Source organism: Nonomuraea sp. NPDC049378 (genome assembly GCF_055586745.1).
In genome coordinates this window covers 439,345-459,155 of record NZ_JBVJHP010000004.1, presented here as the reverse complement: position 1 = coordinate 459,155, position 19,811 = coordinate 439,345, and the positions used below count along the sequence as shown (strand labels likewise).

General features: G+C 72.7%; 20 protein-coding genes and 4 tRNA genes. 10 read left to right on the top strand and 14 right to left on the bottom strand.

Annotated features, from left to right (window positions below):
- Positions 1 to 11: 11 nt before the first annotated feature.
- Entirely contained in the window at positions 12 to 287 is a 276-nt protein-coding gene (locus ACZ6SA_RS12115; RefSeq protein ID WP_132597376.1) for a hypothetical protein, read from the bottom strand.
- A gap of 258 nt (positions 288 to 545) precedes the next feature.
- On the opposite strand from ACZ6SA_RS12115, the gene ACZ6SA_RS12110 reads away from it, so the two are divergent.
- The 5 genes from ACZ6SA_RS12110 to ACZ6SA_RS12090 all read left to right on the top strand — a co-directional run bounded on the left by ACZ6SA_RS12110 (position 546) and on the right by ACZ6SA_RS12090 (position 3,068).
- Positions 546 to 2,603, top strand: coding sequence for an N-acetylmuramoyl-L-alanine amidase (locus ACZ6SA_RS12110; protein WP_465827801.1), 2,058 nt, complete (start codon positions 546 to 548; stop codon positions 2,601 to 2,603).
- Positions 2,604 to 2,696: 93 nt separating this feature from the next.
- Positions 2,697 to 2,768, top strand: a tRNA-Gly gene (locus ACZ6SA_RS12105).
- Between the two features lie 15 nt (positions 2,769 to 2,783).
- Positions 2,784 to 2,854 (top strand) — tRNA-Cys (locus ACZ6SA_RS12100).
- A 48-nt stretch (positions 2,855 to 2,902) separates the two neighbouring features.
- A tRNA-Gly gene (locus tag ACZ6SA_RS12095) sits at positions 2,903 to 2,974 on the top strand.
- 19 nt (positions 2,975 to 2,993) lie between these two features.
- A tRNA-Val gene (locus ACZ6SA_RS12090) sits at positions 2,994 to 3,068 on the top strand.
- 98 nt (positions 3,069 to 3,166) lie between these two features.
- On the opposite strand, the gene ACZ6SA_RS12085 is transcribed toward ACZ6SA_RS12090, so the two are convergent.
- From ACZ6SA_RS12085 to ACZ6SA_RS12075, 3 genes are read right to left on the bottom strand one after another with little or no spacing between them, the layout of a single operon-like run.
- The gene (locus ACZ6SA_RS12085) at positions 3,167 to 3,949 is read right to left on the bottom strand and encodes a DeoR/GlpR family DNA-binding transcription regulator (RefSeq protein WP_347644003.1); all 783 of its coding nucleotides are present in this window, start codon (positions 3,947 to 3,949) and stop codon (positions 3,167 to 3,169) included.
- A gap of 16 nt (positions 3,950 to 3,965) precedes the next feature.
- Positions 3,966 to 4,967, bottom strand: a complete 1,002-nt coding sequence (pdxA, locus tag ACZ6SA_RS12080) for a 4-hydroxythreonine-4-phosphate dehydrogenase PdxA (RefSeq protein WP_347644004.1) — start codon at positions 4,965 to 4,967, stop codon at positions 3,966 to 3,968.
- Positions 4,964 to 6,343, bottom strand: a complete 1,380-nt coding sequence (locus tag ACZ6SA_RS12075; RefSeq protein ID WP_465827798.1) for a four-carbon acid sugar kinase family protein — start codon at positions 6,341 to 6,343, stop codon at positions 4,964 to 4,966. The genes pdxA and ACZ6SA_RS12075 overlap by 4 nt, the downstream gene beginning before the upstream one ends.
- A 221-nt stretch (positions 6,344 to 6,564) precedes the next feature.
- Here ACZ6SA_RS12075 and ACZ6SA_RS12070 point away from each other — a divergent pair, with 221 nt between their 5' ends.
- Complete coding sequence (locus tag ACZ6SA_RS12070) at positions 6,565 to 7,485, top strand: aldo/keto reductase (protein WP_347644006.1); 921 nt, start codon at positions 6,565 to 6,567, stop codon at positions 7,483 to 7,485.
- 46 nt (positions 7,486 to 7,531) lie between these two features.
- A complete protein-coding gene (locus ACZ6SA_RS12065) occupies positions 7,532 to 8,302 on the top strand; it encodes an HpcH/HpaI aldolase family protein (RefSeq protein ID WP_347644007.1) in 771 nt (256 codons plus the stop codon).
- Between the two features lie 7 nt (positions 8,303 to 8,309).
- On the opposite strand, the gene ACZ6SA_RS12060 is transcribed toward ACZ6SA_RS12065, so the two are convergent.
- Positions 8,310 to 8,690, bottom strand: coding sequence for a VOC family protein (locus tag ACZ6SA_RS12060; RefSeq protein ID WP_465827795.1), 381 nt, complete (start codon positions 8,688 to 8,690; stop codon positions 8,310 to 8,312).
- Between the two features lie 132 nt (positions 8,691 to 8,822).
- On the opposite strand from ACZ6SA_RS12060, the gene ACZ6SA_RS12055 reads away from it, so the two are divergent.
- Entirely contained in the window at positions 8,823 to 9,605 is a 783-nt protein-coding gene (locus tag ACZ6SA_RS12055; RefSeq protein WP_347644349.1) for a mechanosensitive ion channel family protein, read from the top strand.
- A 166-nt stretch (positions 9,606 to 9,771) separates the two neighbouring features.
- Here ACZ6SA_RS12055 and ACZ6SA_RS12050 read toward each other — a convergent pair whose 3' ends face one another.
- The 8 genes from ACZ6SA_RS12050 to ACZ6SA_RS12015 are packed head-to-tail and all read right to left on the bottom strand — an operon-like array spanning position 9,772 to position 16,199.
- Positions 9,772 to 10,083, bottom strand: coding sequence for a DUF6401 family natural product biosynthesis protein (locus ACZ6SA_RS12050; protein WP_347644009.1), 312 nt, complete (start codon positions 10,081 to 10,083; stop codon positions 9,772 to 9,774).
- A gap of 27 nt (positions 10,084 to 10,110) precedes the next feature.
- Entirely contained in the window at positions 10,111 to 11,214 is a 1,104-nt protein-coding gene (pcaDC, locus tag ACZ6SA_RS12045) for a bifunctional 3-oxoadipate enol-lactonase/4-carboxymuconolactone decarboxylase PcaDC (protein WP_347644010.1), read from the bottom strand.
- Positions 11,211 to 12,527, bottom strand: coding sequence for a lyase family protein (locus ACZ6SA_RS12040; protein WP_465827793.1), 1,317 nt, complete (start codon positions 12,525 to 12,527; stop codon positions 11,211 to 11,213). The genes pcaDC and ACZ6SA_RS12040 overlap by 4 nt, the downstream gene beginning before the upstream one ends.
- Complete coding sequence (locus ACZ6SA_RS12035; protein ID WP_347644012.1) at positions 12,517 to 13,005, bottom strand: dioxygenase family protein; 489 nt, start codon at positions 13,003 to 13,005, stop codon at positions 12,517 to 12,519. Before ACZ6SA_RS12035 ends, ACZ6SA_RS12040 begins: the two co-directional genes overlap by 11 nt.
- Positions 13,002 to 13,670 carry a protocatechuate 3,4-dioxygenase subunit beta gene (gene pcaH, locus ACZ6SA_RS12030; RefSeq protein ID WP_465827791.1) on the bottom strand — a complete coding sequence of 223 codons (669 nt, stop codon included), beginning with the start codon at positions 13,668 to 13,670 and terminating at the stop codon, positions 13,002 to 13,004. The genes ACZ6SA_RS12035 and pcaH overlap by 4 nt, the downstream gene beginning before the upstream one ends.
- On the bottom strand, positions 13,667 to 14,302 hold the full coding sequence (locus ACZ6SA_RS12025; RefSeq protein WP_443153962.1) for a CoA transferase subunit B: 636 nt from the start codon (positions 14,300 to 14,302) through the stop codon (positions 13,667 to 13,669). Before ACZ6SA_RS12025 ends, pcaH begins: the two co-directional genes overlap by 4 nt.
- Positions 14,302 to 15,045, bottom strand: coding sequence for a CoA transferase subunit A (locus tag ACZ6SA_RS12020; RefSeq protein WP_465827789.1), 744 nt, complete (start codon positions 15,043 to 15,045; stop codon positions 14,302 to 14,304). The genes ACZ6SA_RS12025 and ACZ6SA_RS12020 overlap by 1 nt, the downstream gene beginning before the upstream one ends.
- Positions 15,042 to 16,199 (bottom strand): 4-hydroxybenzoate 3-monooxygenase, encoded by a 1,158-nt coding sequence (locus ACZ6SA_RS12015; RefSeq protein WP_465827787.1) that lies wholly within the window; start codon positions 16,197 to 16,199, stop codon positions 15,042 to 15,044. Before ACZ6SA_RS12015 ends, ACZ6SA_RS12020 begins: the two co-directional genes overlap by 4 nt.
- A 79-nt stretch (positions 16,200 to 16,278) precedes the next feature.
- Here ACZ6SA_RS12015 and ACZ6SA_RS12010 point away from each other — a divergent pair, with 79 nt between their 5' ends.
- On the top strand, positions 16,279 to 17,034 hold the full coding sequence (locus ACZ6SA_RS12010; protein WP_465827785.1) for an IclR family transcriptional regulator: 756 nt from the start codon (positions 16,279 to 16,281) through the stop codon (positions 17,032 to 17,034).
- Here ACZ6SA_RS12010 and ACZ6SA_RS12005 read toward each other — a convergent pair.
- Entirely contained in the window at positions 17,031 to 18,797 is a 1,767-nt protein-coding gene (locus tag ACZ6SA_RS12005) for a thiamine pyrophosphate-dependent enzyme (protein WP_465827783.1), read from the bottom strand. The genes ACZ6SA_RS12010 and ACZ6SA_RS12005 overlap by 4 nt on opposite strands.
- Before the next feature lie 87 nt (positions 18,798 to 18,884).
- Here ACZ6SA_RS12005 and ACZ6SA_RS12000 point away from each other — a divergent pair, with 87 nt between their 5' ends.
- On the top strand, positions 18,885 to 19,778 hold the full coding sequence (locus ACZ6SA_RS12000; protein WP_465827781.1) for an SDR family oxidoreductase: 894 nt from the start codon (positions 18,885 to 18,887) through the stop codon (positions 19,776 to 19,778).
- The last annotated feature ends 33 nt before the right edge of the window (positions 19,779 to 19,811 follow it).

Here is a 19,811-nt window from a genome sequence, read left to right as displayed (position 1 = left end):
AGGTCTCCTGTTCATCCGTAGACGATCCTGCGGAGCTGTCTCAGCGACAGTTCCGGCGCGGCCACCCGGCGGCCGCGTAATTCGGCGGCGATCCTCGGGAAGATCTCGTCGTTCGTGTGGCCGCGCGCCTTCAGCTCGCCGTGACGGCGCCGGACGTACTCCTCGGTCGTTTCCGAGAAGTACGCCAGCACGTCGGCGACCACGCGCGCCGCCTCGCCGGGGCCGAGCGGGCTCGTCCTCGTGAGGTGAGCGATGAGATCTTCATACGGAGGCCGTGCCGGTGGCACAGACGAGGACCTTACGGCTCTGGAGCGAGACACGCCATCATCCTGCCCGATATCGGGCAGGATCTAACTCCAACGCTCGCCATGGTGGCCTCAGGCCCTGACGGCGCGGCGGTTCCGGCGCGACCGGAAGGCGGGGGGTGCCGCGTCCGGCACCATCCAGTCAAATCCCATCCGTATCAACCGCCACGTCTGACACATCCCTTTCTGGGATCAGTTACGGTGAGTAGTCGCGTCGTGACATCCATGGGGGAGATGTTCATGCAGCTCTGGCTCGCCGCCGTCCTGGCCACCACCGCGCTGACCGCACCTGCCCGGCCTCCGGCCGTGCCCGCCGGCCCGGGGTCCGCCGCCGTCGCGTCTCCGGGGCGGCAGGCCGACTTCGCCGCGGCCGCCCGCGAGCACGGGGTACCGGAGAGCGTGCTGCTCGGCGTGGCGTACCTGGAGTCCCGCTGGGACGCCAACGGCGGGCGGCCGAGCACGGCGGGCGGCTACGGGCCGATGCACCTGGTCGACGCGTTCCCCGCCGAGGCGCTCGGCGGCACGGTCGGGGACGCGCTCGGCGACGCCCGTGGCGACGAGGCCCGCCCCATGCCCGCCGCGCGCGCCGAGCCGCCCGCCTCCGCGCTGCGGACCGCGCAGGAGGCGCCGCGGGCGACGCTCCCCCAGGCCGGCGGCCTCATCGGTGTCGTGCCCTCCCGGCTCAGGACCGACCCGGCCGCGAACATCAGGGGCGGCGCCGCCCTCCTCGCCTCCTACCAGGAGCACCCCAGCGCCAACCCCGCCGACTGGTACGACGCGGTCGCCCGCTACTCGGGCTCGGAGGATCCGGCCGCCGCCCGCCGCTTCGCCGACGAGGTGTTCTCGGTGATGCGGGAGGGCACCGAACGCCGTACCGACGACGGGCACCTGGTGCGGCTGGACCCCGTACCCGACCTGCCGCCCTTCATCGGCGACCACGAGAGCGACCTCGACGCCTATCCCCCGCCCTTCACGGACGAGCAGCAGATCGACCCGGACACCGGCGACGACGCCGATCCCGGCACCGGCTTCGGATCCGACGCCGGCGCCGGCGCGCCCGTCATCGCCGACGAGGGCCACGACAGCGCCAAGGCGGAGTCAGGGGCGCGCGACGCGGAGTGCCCCGCCTCGCTCGCCTGCGAGTGGATGCCCGCCGCGCACCGGCGTTTCGGCAAGAAGAAGCACCGCGACTACGGCAACCACGACCGCCTGAGCCGCACCCGTTCCGTCGACTACATCGTCATCCACGACACCGAGGGCGGCTACCGGGGCATCCCCTCCCTTGTCCGCAACCCGAAGTACGTGAGCTGGCACTACACGATCCGCTCCCGTGACGGACATGTCGCCCAGCACGTGGCGACCAACGACATCGCCTGGCACGCCGGCAACTGGGACGTCAACACCCGCTCGATCGGCATCGAGCACGAGGGATACCTGGCCAAGGGAGGCACCTGGTACACCGAGGCGATGTACCGGGCCTCTGCCAGGCTGGTGAAGTTCCTCGCCGCCAAGCACCGCATCCCGCTCGACCGCGCCCACATCCTGGGCCACGACAACGTCCCGGGCACCACACCGGCGACGGTCGCCGGCATGCACGAGGACCCGGGCCCGTACTGGGACTGGGCACACTATTTCGACCTCATGAACCGGCCGTTCAGAGCAGCCGAGAACGGCGAGTCCATCATCATCCGCCCGGAGTACACCACCCACCGTCCCCGCTTCACCGGCTGCGACGCCGCGAAGCCCGCCAAGGCGTGCCCGCCGCACGGCGCCTCGGCCGTCTGGCTGCACACGGCGCCCAAGGCGTCGGCGCCCCTGGTCAAGGACGTCGGCAAGCACGGGAACAAGGCCTCCACCCACAGCGTGTACGACCACGGCGCCCGCGCCTCCACCGGCCAGCGCTACGCCGTCGCGGAGCGCCGGGACGACTGGACGGCCATCTGGTACCTGGGGCAGAAGGCGTGGTTCCACAACCCCGCCTCGGCTCCGACCGCCATTCCCGCCAAGGGCCTCCTGGTCACGCCCCGGAAGGACGACGTGAAGGTGTACGGCCGGGCGTACCCCGAGAAATCCGCCTACAAGCTCGCCGCCCACCAGCCCCTGCGGCCGCTCCAGTACACGATCGGGACCGGCCAGACGTACGCCCTGGACGACACGGTCACCGGCTCCTACTACGCCGCCAACGCCTTCAAGCCGTCGAGGCACGTCACCACCACCGGCCGGCTCCGCTATCACCAGATCCAGCTCGGGCACCGGGTGATGTTCGTGAAGGCCAGGGACATGCGTGTGCTGCACTGAAAATGGCCTGACCCGCCTCGCGCTGCGCGCGGGCACTCCAGGAAGACGATATGGTTTTCCTGTGACCGGGGCGCACGTCGCCTGAGGGTCCACGCGGAAGTGGCTCAGTGGTAGAGCATCACCTTGCCAAGGTGAGGGTCGCGGGTTCGAATCCCGTCTTCCGCTCGGAGCAAGACTCCTGGTGGAGTGGCCGAGAGGCGAGGCAGCGGCCTGCAAAGCCGTCTACACGGGTTCAAATCCCGTCTCCACCTCGATGACCGCGGACCCCTCGGGATCCGCTAAGGTAAAGTGCGGCACACGCGGAAGTGGCTCAGTGGTAGAGCATCACCTTGCCAAGGTGAGGGTCGCGGGTTCGAATCCCGTCTTCCGCTCTGAGTTCACCACTCGCAAGGACGATTAGCTCAGCGGGAGAGCGCTTCCCTGACACGGAAGAGGTCACTGGTTCAATCCCAGTATCGTCCACCAGCAGACCAGAGTTCACAGCCCCAGCTCGCGGCACACGCCCGGGAGCCTGGGGCTTCCTGGTTCCTCCATCATGACCGCCACGGTCGAACGCGCCGCCGCTACCCGTGGGTTCGCGGATCCACGACCACCGTCTCCACGCCCTTCGCCATGAACGGCTTGAGGGATTCCGGGGTGGCCGACACGTCGGTGACCAGCGTCCAGCTGTCGGGCATGCGGGCCCAGGCGTGGAACGGGCGGCGGCCCAGCTTGGCGGCGTGGACCAGCAGGTAGATGTGGCGGGAGCGCTGCATCATCAGCTCCTTGAAGCGGGTCTGCTGCAGGCTGGCCTCGCAGATGCCGTCCTCGGCCGTGACGCTGTCGGCGCCCAGGAAGACCCGGTCGAACGTCATCCTGCTCAGCGCCGCCTCCGCCAGCGGCCCGACGAAGCCCTGGCTCACGTGGCGCAGGGTGCCGCCCAGGCACTCGACGTGCACGCCGGTCGCGCCCACCAGCTCCTGCAGGGCGTTCAGTCCCGTGGTGGCCACCGTCAGGTCGGCGGCGTGCCGCAGCTCGTGGGCCAGCGCACCCGTCGTCGAACCCGAGTCGAGCAGGATCGTCTCCCCCGGGCGGATCCGCGCGGCGGCCCAGGCGGCGATGGCCCGCTTGGCCTCGAACGCCTCCCCGATGCGCTGCCGCAGCGACGCCTCCGGGTGGGTGACGACCGCCATCGCCCCGCCGTACGTGCGCGCCAGCAGCCCTGCCGCCTTCAGGTGAGCCAGGTCACGGCGGATGGTGGATGCCGTCACCCCCAGCTGGCTCGACAGCTCCTCGACGCTGGCCAGCCCGGTGGTGGTGGCCAGGCGGACGATCTCGTCGCGGCGAGCCTGCGCTGCGCGGCCCATCGATGGTCCCCCCTCGTCACACCCCCCGCGCGGACGACAGCTCTGCCGCCTGGCGGAGGGCCTCGATCATGCTACCGGCGTCGGCGACGCCCTTTCCCGCGATGTCGAAGGCGGTGCCATGGTCCACCGACGTCCTGATCACCGGCAGGCCCACCGTGATGTTCACCCCGGCCTCCAGGCCGAGGATCTTCACCGGGCCGTGCCCCTGGTCGTGGTACATGGCCACGATCAGGTCGTAGTCGCCACGGCCCGCCAGGAAGAACGCGGTGTCGGCGGGGAGCGGGCCGTGCACGTCCATGCCCTCCGCCCGCAGGAGCTCGATCGCCGGGACGATCTTCTCCTCCTCCTCGCCGTACCCGAACAGGCCGTTCTCCCCAGCGTGCGGGTTGATGCCGCACACGCCGATCTTGGGACGCGCCACGCCCGAGCCGCGCATCGCCGCCTCACCCCGGCGGATGGTCCGCTCGACCAGGCCGGGCTCGATGCGCGCGACCGCGTCGATGAGGCCGACGTGCGTGGTGACATGGATGACCCGCACCTTGGACGTCGACAACATCATCGACACCTCCGCCGTCCCCGTCAGGTGCGCCAGGAGCTCGGTGTGCCCGGGGAAGAGGTGCCCGGCCGCGTGCAGCGCCTCCTTGTTCAGGGGGGCCGTGCAGATCGCCTGTACGTCACCCGACGTCGCGAGCTCGCCGGCCAGCCGTACGTACTCGTAGGCCGCGTGTCCCGCGACCGGCGACACCTCGCCCCACGGCAGGTCCTCCGGCAGCAGCCCCAGGTCGATGACGTTGATCCGGCCAGGTTCGAAGACGGCCTCGCCCACACGCTCCACCGCGACCACCTCCGGCCGCAGGCCGCGGGATCCGGCGGCCCTGCGCAGGCGTGCCGCGTCACCGATGACGACCGGGCGGCAGAACGCGGAGGTCTCGGGCGCGAGGAGCGCGCCGGTGACGACCTCCGGCCCTACGCCGGATCCGTCCCCCATGGTGAGGGCGATGAGAGGGGTGCTGCTCATGTCGGCCTTTCGTCGAAGGTGGTGCCGCTCGTGGCGGGAACGCCTGTGGTGCGGAAGCGGCCGGGCCTGAGATGGGCGGCGATGCGCAGGAGGCTGTCCCGGCCGCCGAAGCTGCCCGGCCTGGTGACCACGGAACGGCCGTCGGGCGTCCGGCTGTGCACGGCGCCGTGGTGCACCTGGCCCACGGGGATGAGCTCGCGCACGTCCAGCGCGTCGAGGACCCTCCTCGCGGTCTCCCCGCCGGTCAGGACCAGGTCGGCACGGGTCGCTCCGAGCGCCTCACGTACGATCCGGCCGAGGATGGCGGTGAGGGCGGGCGGCGCCGGCCCGCGTACGGTCAGCACGGCGACCCCGCCGGCCAGCGCCCGCCGCACCCGCCCCACGACCGGCTCCCCGGCCGTGCCAGGATCCGCCGTGTCGAGGTCCGCCGCGTCGAGAGTCACGGGCTCGGCACCGTACGCGACGAGCAGCCTGGCCTGCTCCGCCGCCGCCGGTTCCGCCGTGCCCACCACGACGAGCAGCGCGTCCGGGGCCGACCCGGCGGCCTGAGGGGGCGCCGGCCCGGTGACCGGCACCCCCGCGGACGGCCCGCCGTCCGGAGAGGACGATGGCGCGCCCGCGGACGATCCACCGGCCGGAGGAGGCGGGGGCCCGAGCGGTGCGGGGGCGGTGTTCAGGGCGCGGCCGAGGGCGGCGGCCAGGCCGCCGGCGCCGATGAGCCGGGGCGCCGGGGCGCCGGCGAGCGCGGCCGCGACGATCATGTCCAGGTCGGCGTCCGTCTCCGCGTCGCACACGGCCACCCGCCCGCTCGCGGCCACCTCCGCCAGCGCCTCCATGAGGGCGGCCCGCCCGGCACGGACGGCGGCCAGCCGGACACCCGCCGACGGCACCCCGCCCAGGGCCTCGGCCACGGTGGCGGGAACAACGCCGGGCCCGGTGGTGGGCCCAGTGGTGGGTCGGGTGGTGGATCGGGTGCGTGTTTCGCGCAGCGGTACCCCGTGGATGAGCGGTACGCCGTTCACGACCGTGCGGCCGGCCTGCGGCAGCGCGCTGGCGAGCACGACGGGCGCGGGCGCCGAGTGCGCGGGGGTGCTCAGGCAGGCCTGGACGGTGGTGGCGATGTCGCCGCGCAGCAGCGAGTCGATCTTGATGAGGACGTGACGGTCCCCCGCCCAGGCGAGCGCCTCCCGTACCAGGACCGCGGCCCCGGCATGGTGCCGGGTGTCGAGGTCGGCGACGAGGACGGGCGGCATGGCGACGTACGGCGGCCCCGACAGCGTGATGCGCGCGGGGCGTCCGGGCGACATGAGCACGGCCGCCGTCTCCGCCGCCCCTGACAGGTCGTCGGCCAGGGCGAACACCGGAAAGTGGCCCACACCCACCTCCGAACACCGCAGACCTGCGCGAATCACGCGTCAAGCATTGCACGAAACGCGCACACTATGCCACAGTTACCCGCAAGGAGCGCGAACCCCCAGCACGGCGCAGAAGGGCTGAACGGCTCGGCCGGGAGAGCGCGCCGGCCCCTCCGCGACCGAGGGCCGCCATGGCGAACCGCCCGGCGCGACGGCCGGCCGACTACGACAAGGGAAGAGGCATGATCCCCGAACCGGTGCTCGGCACCATGACGTTCGGCGACACCGTGGACGCCGGCACGGCGGGGCGGATGCTGGACCTCGCGCTCGACGCCGGGGTGAGCGGCGTGGACACCGCCAACGGCTACGCGGGCGGCGCCGCCGAGGAGATCCTCGGCGAGCTGCTGCGCGGCCGCCGCGACCGGGTGGTGCTGGCGACCAAGGCCGGCATCCCGCACCCGGACGCCGGCGAGCACGCGCCGCTCTCCCCCGCCGGGTTGCGCGCCTCGCTGGAGGGCAGCCTGCGACGGTTGCGGACCGACCACGTCGACCTGTTCTACCTCCACCAGCCGGACCGGGCGACGCCGCTGGAGGACACCCTCGGCACGGTCGAGCAGCTGGTCGCCGAGGGCAAGATCGGTGAGCTGGGCGTGTCCAACTACGCCGCCTGGCAGATCGCCGGGATCGCCCCACGGCCCGTGCTCGCCCAGCAGCTCTACAACCTGCTGGCCAGGAGGATCGAGGACGAGTACGCGGAGTTCGCGCTCGCGGCCGGCCTGCGCACGATGGTCTACAACCCGCTCGGCGGCGGCCTGCTGACCGGCCGGCACCGCTTCGACCAGGCGCCGGAGGCGGGCCGCTTCGGCGACTCGCGGCTGGCGGCGATGTACCGGCGGCGGTACTGGGACGCCGAGTTGTTCCGGGCCGTCGAGGACCTCGGCGCGATCGCCCGCGCGGCCGGGATGCCGCTCGCCGAGTTGTCGCTGCGCTGGCTGACCGGCAGGCCGGTGGTGAGCGCGGTGCTGCTCGGCGCGTCCGGCCCCGGGCAGCTCGGCGCCAACCTGGCCGCCCTGGCAGCCGGGCCGCTGCCCGCCGACGTGGCCGCCGCCTGCGACGCTGTGGGCGACGCGCTCCGCGGCCCGATGCCGGCGTACAACCGGTGACCCCACTGGCCGGCCCGCACATCCGCACCAGCGCAGAGGAGATCGCATGACCGCCGCCGAGTTCGCCAGGAAGATCCGCAGCCGGGAACGGGCCGTCGGCTACTGGGTGGTGCTGGACGCGCCCATCGCCACCGAACGCCTGGCCCGGCTGGGGTACGACTACATCGCGCTGGACGGCCAGCACGGGCTGATCGGCAACGCCGGGCTGCTGAGCAACCTGATGGCCATCGACGCCGGCGGTCGCTCGACCGGACTGGTACGGGTGGAGTCGGGCGAGCCCGCGGCCATCGGCAGGGCGCTCGACTTCGGCGCGGGCGGCGTGATCGTGCCGCTGGTCGACACCGCCGAGGACGCGGCGAGCGCCGTGTCGGCCGCCCGCTACCCGGCCGGGGGCCGCCGATCGTACGGCCCCATGCGCTCCATGCTGCGGATCGGCCCCACTCCGGCGGAGGCGGACGACAGCGTGCTGGTCCTGGCCATGATCGAGACGCCGGAGGGCCTGGCCAACATCGAGGCCATCTGCGCCACCCCGGGCCTGGACGGCGTGTACGTGGGCCCGTCCGACCTGTGCCTGGCCGTCGGCGGCCGGTTCCCCGGCGACCCCGAGGTCGCGGGGGTGTTCGAGGAGGCGCTGGAGAAGGTCAGGACGACCGCCGAGCGGGCCGGGGTCGCGGCCGGCATCCACAACCCGGGCGGCGAGCAGGCAGCCCGGCGCCTGGCGGAGGGCTTCACGTTCGCCACCGTCGCCTCCGACCTCGTCCACCTGGAGCAGGCCGCGGCGGCTCACCTGAAGGCGGCCGGGTCCGGCCCGGCCTGATCCGCTGTTACGGCCAGGTCTTCGCCTCGGCGTCGAACACTTCCCGGTCGCTCTCCACCGGCAGCACGCACATGAGGTGCCCTCCGGGCGCGCGCAGCGTGCGGCACTCCTGCCACTGCGACACCTCGGTGGCCCCGAGTGCGACCAGGCGCCGGACCTCGGCCTCGACGTCGTCGGACTCGATGTCGATGTGGAAACGGGACGGGTCGTCGGCCGACTGGACGGCCACGGCGAACCCCGGGACGGCTCCGTGCAGCGAGATGAACTGCTCGTACCCTTCGAGCGGCCGGGCGGTGGCGCCGAGCGCCGCCGCCCAGAAGGCGGCCGCCTGGTCGGCCTCGGCGGCCGGCGTGTCGATCAGCAGGGCGTACAAACGGCTTCGATGCATAGTGATCACCCTATAGGGCACCCGAAAGACGATATGTCGCCTTATGCGAGCTTTCGGTGGCGCTGTGTGCATAGACCGTTGCGGTCCGGGTAGCGCCGTTGCATCAGCTCCTCGGAGGAGGAAACCGTGGACATCAACATAGGCCAAGGACTTACCGACGTATTCCGGCAGATTGCAACGTTCGTCCCGAAGCTGATCGCGTTCATCGTGATTCTCATCATCGGGTGGATCGTGGCGAAGGTGCTGGAGAAGATCGTCAACAAGGTGCTCGAACGGGTCGGCTTCGAGCGGGTCGTTGACCGCAGCGGCGTGCACCGCTGGTTGGAGCGGAGCGACTACACCGCCAGCAGCCTGCTCGCCAGAATCGTCTACTACGCGATCCTGCTGGTCACCCTGCAGATAGCCTTCAACGTCTTCGGGCCCAACCCGATCTCGGCGCTGCTGGCCGCCGTGGTGGGCTGGCTGCCCAAGGCCATCGTGGCGATCGTGATCATCGTGGTGGCCGGCGCCATCGCCAAGGCCGTCAGGGACATCCTCTCGGGCGCGCTCGGCGGTCTGTCCTACGGGCGCTTCCTGGCGACCCTGGCCGCGGTGTTCATCTGGGCGCTGGGCATCATCGCCGCGCTCAACCAGATCGGCGTGGCCACCGCCGTCACCACGCCTGTGCTGATCACGGTGCTCGCCACCATCGGCGCGATCGCGGCCATCGGCATCGGGGGCGGGCTCATCCGGCCGATGCAGCAGCGCTGGGAGCGCTGGCTGGGCCGTATCGAGGCCGAGGCGCCGCAGGCCAGGGCGCACGCGGAGGCGTACCAGCGGGGTCGTGAGGACGCCCGGTCGATGAGCGAGGAGACGACGCAGGTGCGGACGATGCCGGGCGGGCGCACCACCCGCTCGGACATGCCCCCGGAGTGACCGTGACGGTCCTCCTCCTGTCCGGCCCGCCCGAACTCGACCGGCCCGGCCTGTTGCGGGGGCCCGGGCCGGGCCGCCGAGAGCCGGGCGGGAACGTCCGGACCGGGCGGCGCGATCGGCCGCATGCGGCGCTCAGCCGGGCGGCGCGATCGGCCGGGCGGGGCGGTCAGGCCGGGTGGCCGTCCTCGAGCAGGCCGAGCTCGCGCGACAGCCAGCAGACGGCCGTCAGCCGGAGCGCCGGCGCGTCCGGCTCGCCGCTGAAGACCCACCCCCGGTGCCGCAGCTCGTCAAGGAACCCGAGCAGGTAGTCGCCCAGCGTCTCCCGGTCGAGCGGGATCGCGTCACGCAGCACCGCGGCGTGCTGGTCGACCGCCGCCGCCATCCCCGGGTCGGCGCTCATCCTGGCGAGCTGGGCGTCGCCCAGCGTGTTCATCAACCACCGCAAGGGCGAAGCCGCCCATCCGTCCTCGAAAACCACCCGCCAACCTTAAAGCATTTTCCAAGGTCAGGGGGCATCTGGCCCAAGTTCGTCCAGCGTGCGGCGGGCCACCGCGAAGGCGGCGTTGGCCGCCGGGACCCCGCAGTAGACGGCGCTCTGGAGCAGCACCTCCTTGATCTCGTCCGGGGTGAGCCCGTTGCGCAGAGCCGCGCGGACGTGCATGGCCAGCTCCTCCAGATGCCCTCTGGCGACGAGGGCGGTGAGGGTGACACAGCTGCGGGTGCGCCGGTCGAGCCCCGGGCGGTTCCAGATCTCGTCCCAGGCGTAGCGGGTGATGAAGTCCTGGAAGTCGCGGGTGAAGCCGGTGGTCGCGGCGATCGCCCGGTCGACGTGCGCGTCGCCGAGCACCTCGCGCCTGGTGCGCATGCCCGCCTCCCTCCCGCCGTCTCGCAGGTGGCGGGCGATGGCGGTGGTGACGGCGCCGGGACGTTCGACGCCGGCCAGGTGGGCCGCCCGCGGCACGACCGTGAGCGAGGCTCCCGGGATGCCGTCGGCCAGCGTGAGCGCCTGGTCGAGGGGCGTGGCCGGGTCCTCGGCCCCGGCGATCACCAACGCGGGCGCGGTGACCTCGCCGAGCCTGCCCGTCACGTCGAAGGCGGCCAGGGCCTCGCAGCAGGCGGCGTACGACGGGGCGTCCACCTCCGCCAGCCCTTCCAGCACCCACCGGCCGTCGAAGCCGGGCGTGAACCAGCGGTTCTCCAGCGCCGGTGCGAGCGCGGCCACTCCCTCGGCCCGCACCAGCTCCGCCCGCTCCCGCCACGGTCCCGGCTCGCCGAACCGGGCGGACGTGCAGCACAACACCAGGCCGCGCACCCGGCCGGGGACGCGGAGCGCGACGGTGGTGGCGATGGCACCGCCGAGCGAGATGCCGCCGATCGCGAAGGGCACGTCCTCGACGAGGTCGAGCACGGCCGCCGCCAGGTCGTCGATCGTGAATCCGGTGGCCGGCGCCGACCCGCCGTGGCCGGGCAGGTCGTACCTGAGCACCCGCCAGGACGCGGTGAGCTCGGCGAGCTGGGGGCGCCAGACCTCTGTCGTGGTGCCGAGCGAGGGCCCGAGCACCAGCAGCGGCGCGCCTGACGGGCCGTCCACGCGGTGGTGGAGTTTCACGGCTGCTCCCGGTAGGTGGTGAGAATGCGGTCGACGAGCTCCGGAGCCGCGCCCACGTACGCGGACGGGTCGAGCAGCTCGTCCGGGTCCCGGGTCAGGCCCGCCTCGGCCAGCGCGTCACCGAGTTCGAGCGGCCCGCGCCCAGGCATGATCGCGGCAAGCCTGTCGCGGCCGAGGTGGGCGGCCAGGCGTTCGGCGACGAGGCGCCCGCCGGTCAGGCCGGCGTTGGCGCGCATGCGTTCGGGGAAGACCTGGAGCCCGCGCACCAGCTCGGCGGCGGTCTCGGACGCGCCCCCGGTCAGGCGGAGCGCCTCGCGCAGCGGCAGCCACTCCGCCTGCCAGGCCCCGGCGGCCCGCTCGTGCTCGCCGACCTGGCCGAGCACCTGCGCGTACGCGGGCACCTGGAGCGCGGCCGACCTGACCAGTACGGACAGCGCGGGGTTACGCTTCTGCGGCATGGCCGAGGAGCCGCCGGACGACGACTCGGCCACCTCCCCGACCTCGGTCTGGGCCATGAGGATGATGTCGGTGGCCGGTTTGCCCAGCGCCCGGGCGGTGCCGGCGAGCGCCGCGCCCAGGTCGGTGACGGCGGAGCGCTCCGCGTGCCACGGCGCCGCGGGCGCGGCCAGCCCGATCTCCTCGGCGAACACCTCGACCAGGGGAAGCGCGGTGGACGGGTCCTGCTCGGCGAAGGCTGCGAGGGTGCCGGCCGCGCCGCCGAGCTGGGCGGGCAGGCGCAGCTCCCGCAGCCGGGCGTGGGCGCGCATCAGGCCCGCCAGCCACTGCGCGGCCTTCAGCCCGAACGTCGTCGGCACCGCGTGCTGTCCCAGCGTGCGCGCGGCCATCACCGTGTCCCTGTGGCGACCGGCCAGCTCGCACAGGTCGTCCATGACGGCGCCCAGGTCGGCGACGACGGCTCGGACCGTGCGGGCGGCCACCAGCATGGCGGCGGTGTCCACGATGTCCTGGCTGGTGGCGCCCCTGTGCACGTGGCCGGCCGCGCCGGGCACGGCCCGCCGCAGGTCGGCCACCAGCGGGACGACGGGGGTGGCCGACTGCCTGGACCGCGCGGCCACGCCGGCCGGGTCGGGCACGAGCGTGGCGGCGGCCCTGTCGATGGCGGCCGCCGCCTCCGCCGGGATGAGCCCCAGGCGGCCCTGGGCGCGGGCGAGCGCCGCCTCGGCCTCCAGCATGGCCCGCAGCCACGCCGTGTCCGAGGTGATCGCCTCCGCCTTGGTGCCCGCCCGGACGGGCGCGAGCAGCCCGCCGTCGCCGCCCGGCCCCCTGGACGTCGATGGCTCGTCAGAAGTCAATGAACACCGTCTCCTCCGCTCCCTGCAGTCTCACATCGAAGCGGTAGGAGTCGCCAGAACCGGCGGCGATCAGCGTGGCCCTGCGCCCGGGTTCGAGGACGTCGAGCAGCGGGTCGGGCACGTCCTCCAGGTAGACGCGGGTGAGCACGGAGCGCAGCAGGCCGCGGGCGAAGACCTGCAGCGACAGGTACGGCCCCGGCGGCGGGGCCGTACGGAAACGGTAGGTGCCGTCCGGCGCGGTGGCGCAGCGGCCGAACCCGGACACCTGCCCGCCCTGCCTGCTCAGCGCGCCGCGGTCCCCGGTGAAGCCGAGCCAGAGTTCGAGCAGGGCGTCGGGCACCGGCTCCCCGGCGCCGTCCAGCACCCGGCCGGTGAGCGTGATCGCGCCGGGATGCCCTTCTGGCACGAGCTCCCAGTCCCGCTCGTACGGCAGCGCGTGGCTGAAGAACGGTCCGACCGTCTGCGAGGGCGTGGTCATGGCGTCTCCGTCGGGGTGCGGCCGAGCACGATGTCGAACGCGTAGCCGAGGGCCCACTCGGGCTCGGTGAGGTCCAGCTCGAACGACGCGACGAGGCGCCGCCTGGCCGCCTCGTCCGGGATCGACTGCATGATCGGGTCGAAGGGCATGAGCGGGTCTCCGGGGAAGTACATCTGGGTGACCAGCCGCTGGGTGAAGGCCTGTCCGAAGACGGAGAAGTGCAGGTGGGCGGGGCGCCAGGCGTTGTCGTGGTTGCGCCACGGGTAGGCGCCGGGCTTGATCGTGACGAACCGGTAGCGGCCGTCCTCGTCGGTGAGGCAGCGGCCGGCTCCGGTGAAGTTCGGGTCGAGGGGGGCGGGGTGCTGGTCGCCGTCGTGGGCGTAGCGGCCGGCCGCGTTGGCCTGCCAGAGCTCGACCAGCGTGCCGCGCAGGGGGCGGCCGTCGTCGTCGAGCACTCGCCCCTCGACGATGATGCGCTCGCCGATGGGCTCGCCCGCGTGCTGCCTGGTGAGGTCGGCGTCGAGCGCGCCGACCTCCTCGTGGCCGAAGACGGGGCTGGTCAGCTCGATCGCGTCGGGGTCGAGCTTGAAGGCGACGGGCGGGCGGGCGGGGGCGCGCGCGACCGTGCTGCGGTAGCCGGGGCTCAGGTTGGGAGGATGGCTCATGTGGCTCCTTCTGTGAGGTCGGCCGCCGTCCTGGCGCGCACCTCGCCGGCGGTGACGCCGGGGGCGGTCTCCACGAGCTTCAGACCGCCGGGGACGACGTCGATGACGGCCAGGTCGGTGATCACGCGGTCGACGCAGGACCGGCCGGTGAGGGGCAGCGTGCAGGCGGGCAGGATCTTGGGGTCGCCGTCGCGCGTCGTGTGCTCCATGACCACGATGACCCGGCGGGCGCCGTGCACGAGGTCCATGGCGCCGCCCATCCCTTTGATCATCTTGCCGGGGACCGCCCAGTTGGCCAGGTCGCCGGCCTGCGACACCTGCATGGCGCCGAGCACCGCCACGTCCACGTGGCCGCCGCGGATCATGCCGAACGACAGCGCCGAGTCGAAGTACGACGCCCCGGGGTCGACGGTGACCGTCTCCTTGCCCGCGTTGATCAGGTCGGCATCCACCTCGTCAGGCAGCGGGTACGGCCCCACGCCGAGGATGCCGTTCTCCGAGTGGATCACGACGGTGCGTCCGCCGAGGTGGGCGGGGATGAGCGTGGGCAGGCCGATGCCGAGGTTGACGTACGAGCCGTCGGGCAGCTCGTCCGCCGCGCGGGCCGCCATCTGCTGCCGGGTCCAGGCCATCAGGAACGCACCGTCCGCCGCTCGATGGGTTTGTCCGCCGCCTGCCCGGGATCCAGCACCAGCACCCTCTGCACGAAGACGCCGGGCAGGTGCACGTCCTCGGGGTCGAGCTCGCACAGCTCCTCGACCTCGGCGATGGTGACCCGCCCCGCCATGGCGGCCGGCGGGTTGAAGTTGCGTGCGGCCTTGGCGAACACCAGGTTTCCGTAGATGTCGCCACGCGCGGCCCGTACGAGCGCGAAGTCCGTACGGATGCCGTGCTCCAGGATGTGCGGGACGCCGTCGAACTCCCTGACCTCCTTCGGCGGCGACGCCACCGCCACCGACCCGTCGGAGCGGTGGCGCCACGGCAGCCCGCCCTCCTCGACCAGCGTCCCCACGCCCGCCCTCGTGTAGAACGCGGGGATGCCGGAGCCGCCGGCCCGCAGCCGCTCGGCCAGCGTGCCCTGCGGGATCAGCTCCACCTCCAGCTCGCCGGCCAGGTACTGCCGGGCGAACTCCTTGTTGTCCCCCACGTACGAGCCGGTGACGCGGGAGATCCGCCCGGCCGCGAGCAACTCGCCCAGACCACGCCCGTCGGTGCCGCAGTTGTTCGACACGACGTGCAGGCCGGACGTGCCCTGCCCGAGCAGCGCCTTGATGAGCACGGCGGGCACCCCGGCCAGGCCGAAGCCGCCGACTGCGAGGGACGCCCCGTCCCCGATTCCCGCGACCGCCTCGGCCGCCGTACCAACGATCTTCATGGCATTCCCACGTAGTTCTCCGCCAGGGTCGTCGCCGCGGCCTCGGACGAGGTCACGTAGTCCAGGTAGGACAGCTGCAGCCGGCGCGCGTACGCGTCGTCGTCCTCGAACGTGTGCAGCAGGGTGGTCATCCACCACGAGAAGTGCTGCGCCCGCCACACCCGCTGCAGGCACGCCCGCGAGTAGCCGTCGAGCAGTCCGGCCGAGCCGTGCTCGAAGTAGGCGGCCAGGGCGCGGGTGAGGACGCGGACGTCGGCCACGGCCAGGTTGAGCCCCTTGGCGCCGGTGGGCGGCACGATGTGGGCGGCGTCGCCGGCCAGGTAGAGGCGGCCGTACTGCATGGGCTCGGCGACGAACGCCCGCATGGGCGTGACGCCCTTCTCCATGATCTCGCCGGTGGCCAGCGCGAAGCCGGGCACGCTCTCCAGCCGGGCCTTCAGCTCGGCCCAGATCCGCTCGTCCGGCCACTCCTCCACCCGCTCGCCGGCGGGGACCTGCAGGTAGAAGCGGCTGACCTCGGGCGTGCGCATGCTGTGCAGGGCGAAGCCGCGCTCGGTCCTGGTGTAGATCAGCTCCTCGGACGACGGCGCCACCCTGGCCAGGATGCCCAGCCAGGCGAAGGGATATTCGCGCTCGTAAACGCTCAGAACGCCCTCCGGGATCGACGGCCTCGACACGCCGTGGAAGCCGTCGCAGCCGGCGATCACGTCGCAGTCGAGCCGCTCGCCGCCGAACGTCAGGTACGGCCGCTCCGTCTCCAGGCCGTGCGGGGCCACGTCCTCCACCTCGAACCGCACGTCGCCGCCCGCCGCGAGCCGGGCCGCGATGAGGTCCTTGACCACCTCCTGCTGGCCGTACACGGTGATGCGCCGGCCGGGCACCAGCTTCTCGAACGGGATGCGGTGGCCCGCGCCGTCGTACCTGAGCTCGATCCCGTGGTGCGGCAGCCCCTCGCGCAGGAGGCGCTCGCCGACGCCGGCCTCGACCAGCGTGTCCACCGTGCCCTGCTCCAGCACCCCGGCTCGGACCCGCCGCTCGACGTGGTCGCGGCTGCGCTTCTCCAGCACCACGGAGGAGATGCCGCGCAGGTGGAGCAAGTGGGACAGGAGCAGGCCGGCGGGCCCGGCCCCGATGATCCCGACCTGAGTTCGCATATATGGAGCATCCTGCCTCCAGGGGCGATCAGCCGAACCAGCCCTTCCACTGGGTGGAAGAAGTAGGCAGGATTGGTCCATGGCAGGTGGATCTCGCGTTCCCGGGCGTTCGGTGACGTCCAAGGTGCTCGCGATCCTCGGCGCGTTCGATCCGGCTCACCCCCAGCTCACCCTGACCGAGCTGGCCAGGCGGAGCGGGGTGCCGCTGAGCACGGCCCACCGCCTGGTCGCGGAGCTGGAGGAGTGGCAGGCGCTGAGCCGCGCGCCCGACGGCCGGCTGCGGGTGGGGCTGCGGTTGTGGGAGCTGGGCCAGCTCGCGCCCGCCCGGCTGCAGGACCTGGCGCATCCGTGGCTGCAGGAGTTGTTCGCCGGCACCGGCGAGAACGTGCACCTGGCCGTCCGCGACGGGCTCGAGGTGCTCTACGTCGACAAGGTGCACGGCAGGCGGGCGGTGCCCATCGTGTCCAGGACCGGCGCCCGGCTGCCCATGCATCCGACGGGCGTCGGCAAGGCGCTGCTGGCGTACGAGCCGGAGTGGTTCGTCAAGGCGTACCTGGCGCGCAAGCTCGAACGGCCGACCCCGCACACGATCACCGAGGCCGGGCGGCTGGCCAGGGAGCTGGCGACCGTGCGCTCCCAGGGGTACGCGCTGACGTACGAGGAGATGACGCGGGGCTCGTGCTCGGCGGCGGCGCCGATCCTGGTGGACGGGCGGCCGGTCGCGGCGCTCGGCATCGTGATCTCCCACCGGCGCGTGCGCGAGCTGCCCCGGCTGGTCGAGCCGCTGCTGAGCGCCGCCGCCGGGATCACCAGGGCCTGCGCGGCCAGCGTCTAGTCCATCAGCTTCTGGATGCGGTCCTTGAACAGGGTCGTGGCGATGGCGGCCTTGTGCGGCTGGCCCTTCAGGAACGCCTGCGCGAAGCTCTTGGCCTGGTCGTAGGAGACCTTGCCGGGCATCGGCGGCTCGTTCTGGTCGACGTCCACGTCCACCAGGGCCGGCCCGTCGTGGGCCAGCGCCTGGCTGACGGCCGGCTCCACGTCCCCCGGCTTGGTGACCTTGGCCCCGAATCCGCCGCACGCCCTGGCCCAGGCCGCGAAGTCGGCCTCCGGCTGGTCGTAGCGCACGCCGTGCTCCGGGTAGCCGAGCACCATCTGCTCCCACAGGATCTGGCCGAGCGAGTTGTTGTTGTTGATGACGACCTTGACCGGCAGCCGCTGCTGGACCGCCGTCAGGAACTCGGCCATGAGCATCGAGAAACCCCCGTCGCCGACGTACGCGATGACCTGCCGGTCCGGGAACGCGTGCTGCATGGCGATGGCGTACGGGAGCCCCGGCGCCATGGTGGCCAGCGTGCCCGACAGGTAGAACTCGCGCTCGCCGCGGATCGTCCAGTGCCGGGCCGCCCAGGTGGCGATGGTGCCGCTGTCGCAGGTCAGGATGGCGTCGTCGGCCGCGAGCCGGTCGACGACGGACATCGCGTACTGCGGGGCGATGGGGTCGCGGTCGGGGCTCTGCAGGGCGTCCATGTCGGCCCGCCACTTCGCCATCTTCTTCTGATATTTCGCCAGATGGGCGTTGCCGTCCCGGCGGGACAGCAGCGGCAGCAGCGCCGCCAGCCCCTCCTTCGCGTCGCACACCACCGGCACGTCGGTCGCGATCCGCGCCCCCGCCCTGGTCGGTTCCGCCTCGAACTGCACCACCCTGGTCTTCCCCGGTTCCGGCAGGAACTTCGAGTAGGGGAAGTTCGTGCCCACCATGAACAGCACGTCGGCCTCGTCCATCAGCTCCTCGCTCGGCCGGGTGCCGAGCAGCCCGATCCCGCCCGTCGTGTACGGCGAGTCGTCGGGGATCACCGCCTTGCCGGGCAGGGTCTTGACCACGGGAGCGCCCAGGGCCTCGGCCACGGCCAGCACCTCGTGCCGGGCGTGCAGCGCGCCCTGCCCGACGAGGATGGCGGGCCGCTCGGCCCTGTTGAGCACCTCGGCGGCCCACTCGACGTCCTCCTGCCGCGGGATGCCGGGCGGCTGCAGGTAGACGGGCGAGGTCTGCGGCGTCCTGGCCGGCCCGAGCTGCTCGTACGGGTCCGCCCCCGCCTCCGCCACCTGGATGTCGTTGGGCAGCGTGAGGTGGGAGACCCCGCGCCGGGCGTACGACGTCCGGATCGCGAGGTCCACCAGCGAGGGCAGCTGCGCCGGGTTGGAGATCAACATGTTGTACTCGGCCACGTCCTCGAACAGCTTGTCCAGGTGGACCTCCTGCTGGTAGCCGGTGCCCAGGACGGAGGTCTCCTGCATGCCCGTGATGGCCAGCACGGGCACGTGGTCGAGCTTGGCGTCGTAGAGGCCGTTGAGCAGGTGGATGCCGCCGGGCCCCGACGTGGCCAGGCAGACGCCGATCCGCCCGGTGGCCTTGGCGTAGCCGGTGGCCATGAAGGCGGCGGCCTCCTCGTGGTGGACGAGGACGAAGCGCACCCTGTCGCGGTGGCGCCGCAGCCCTTCCATGATGCCGTTGATGCCGTCGCCGGGCAGGCCGAAGACGGTGTCGACGCCCCACTCCGCGAGCCGTTCGATCAGGGATTCCGCTGCGATTTGAGCCATGCGTCCGGCACTACCCCGCACTGCCGGACACAGACGCCTTTACGTAGTTCGTTGTCATTTCCAGGCGTTCGCGGGTAGTGGAGCGACATGCGCATTCTGGTCACGGGAGCCACGGGAACGCTGGGCGGCGCGATGCTACCCGCGCTGGTCAGGGCGGGGCACCGGGTGCGGGCGCTGAGCCGGAAGGAGCGGGAGAGCTCCGGGCGCGTCGAGTGGTTCTGGGGCGACCTGGTCTCCGGCAAGGGCGTCGCGGACGCCGTGCACGGCGTGGACGCGATCGCGCACCTCGCCACCAGCGGGCCCAAGGGCCGAGGAGCCGTGGACGTCCCCGGCACCCGGCGGCTGCTCCTCGCCGCCCGCGAGGCGGGGGTGCAGCACCTGCTTTACACCTCGGTCGTCGGGGTGGACCGTGCCGCCATCGGCTTCCTCGGTCGCAAGCTGGAGGCCGAGCGCCTGATCGGGGAGAGCGGGATCGGCTGGACCGTCCTGCGCGCCACGCGGTACCAGCAGTCCCTCGACCAGCGGCTGCGGGCGTACTCGTCGTTTCCCGTGATGCTCGTGGACCGCTCGCTGCCCTGGCAGCCGGTGCACACGGGCGAGGTCGCCGCGCTGGCGGTGGCGCTGCTGGCGGGCGGGCCCGAGGGCAGGGAGTTCGAGTTCGGCGGACCGCAGGTGATGGACACCGAGGAACTGGTGCGCACCTGGCTGCAGGCCAGGAACGTGCACCGCCCGTGCCTGCCCGTGCACTACCCGGGCAGGCTGTACGCGGCCCAGCGGGACGGCGAGCTCGTCACGGACGGCGACTCCCGGGGCGTCATCACCTGGCACGACTTTCTCCACCCCGCACCTCCCGCGCTGTCGGACGACTTCGCCACCGAGCACACCGCCTCCCCCACCAGCCCGGCGAACCAGCCGGAGAACGACCCTGACCTGCACGTATACGGCGGCGACGAGGGCTACGAGCGGCCGACACGAAGCTAGCCCATTGCCCCGTTCTGTTACACATCGTCCACT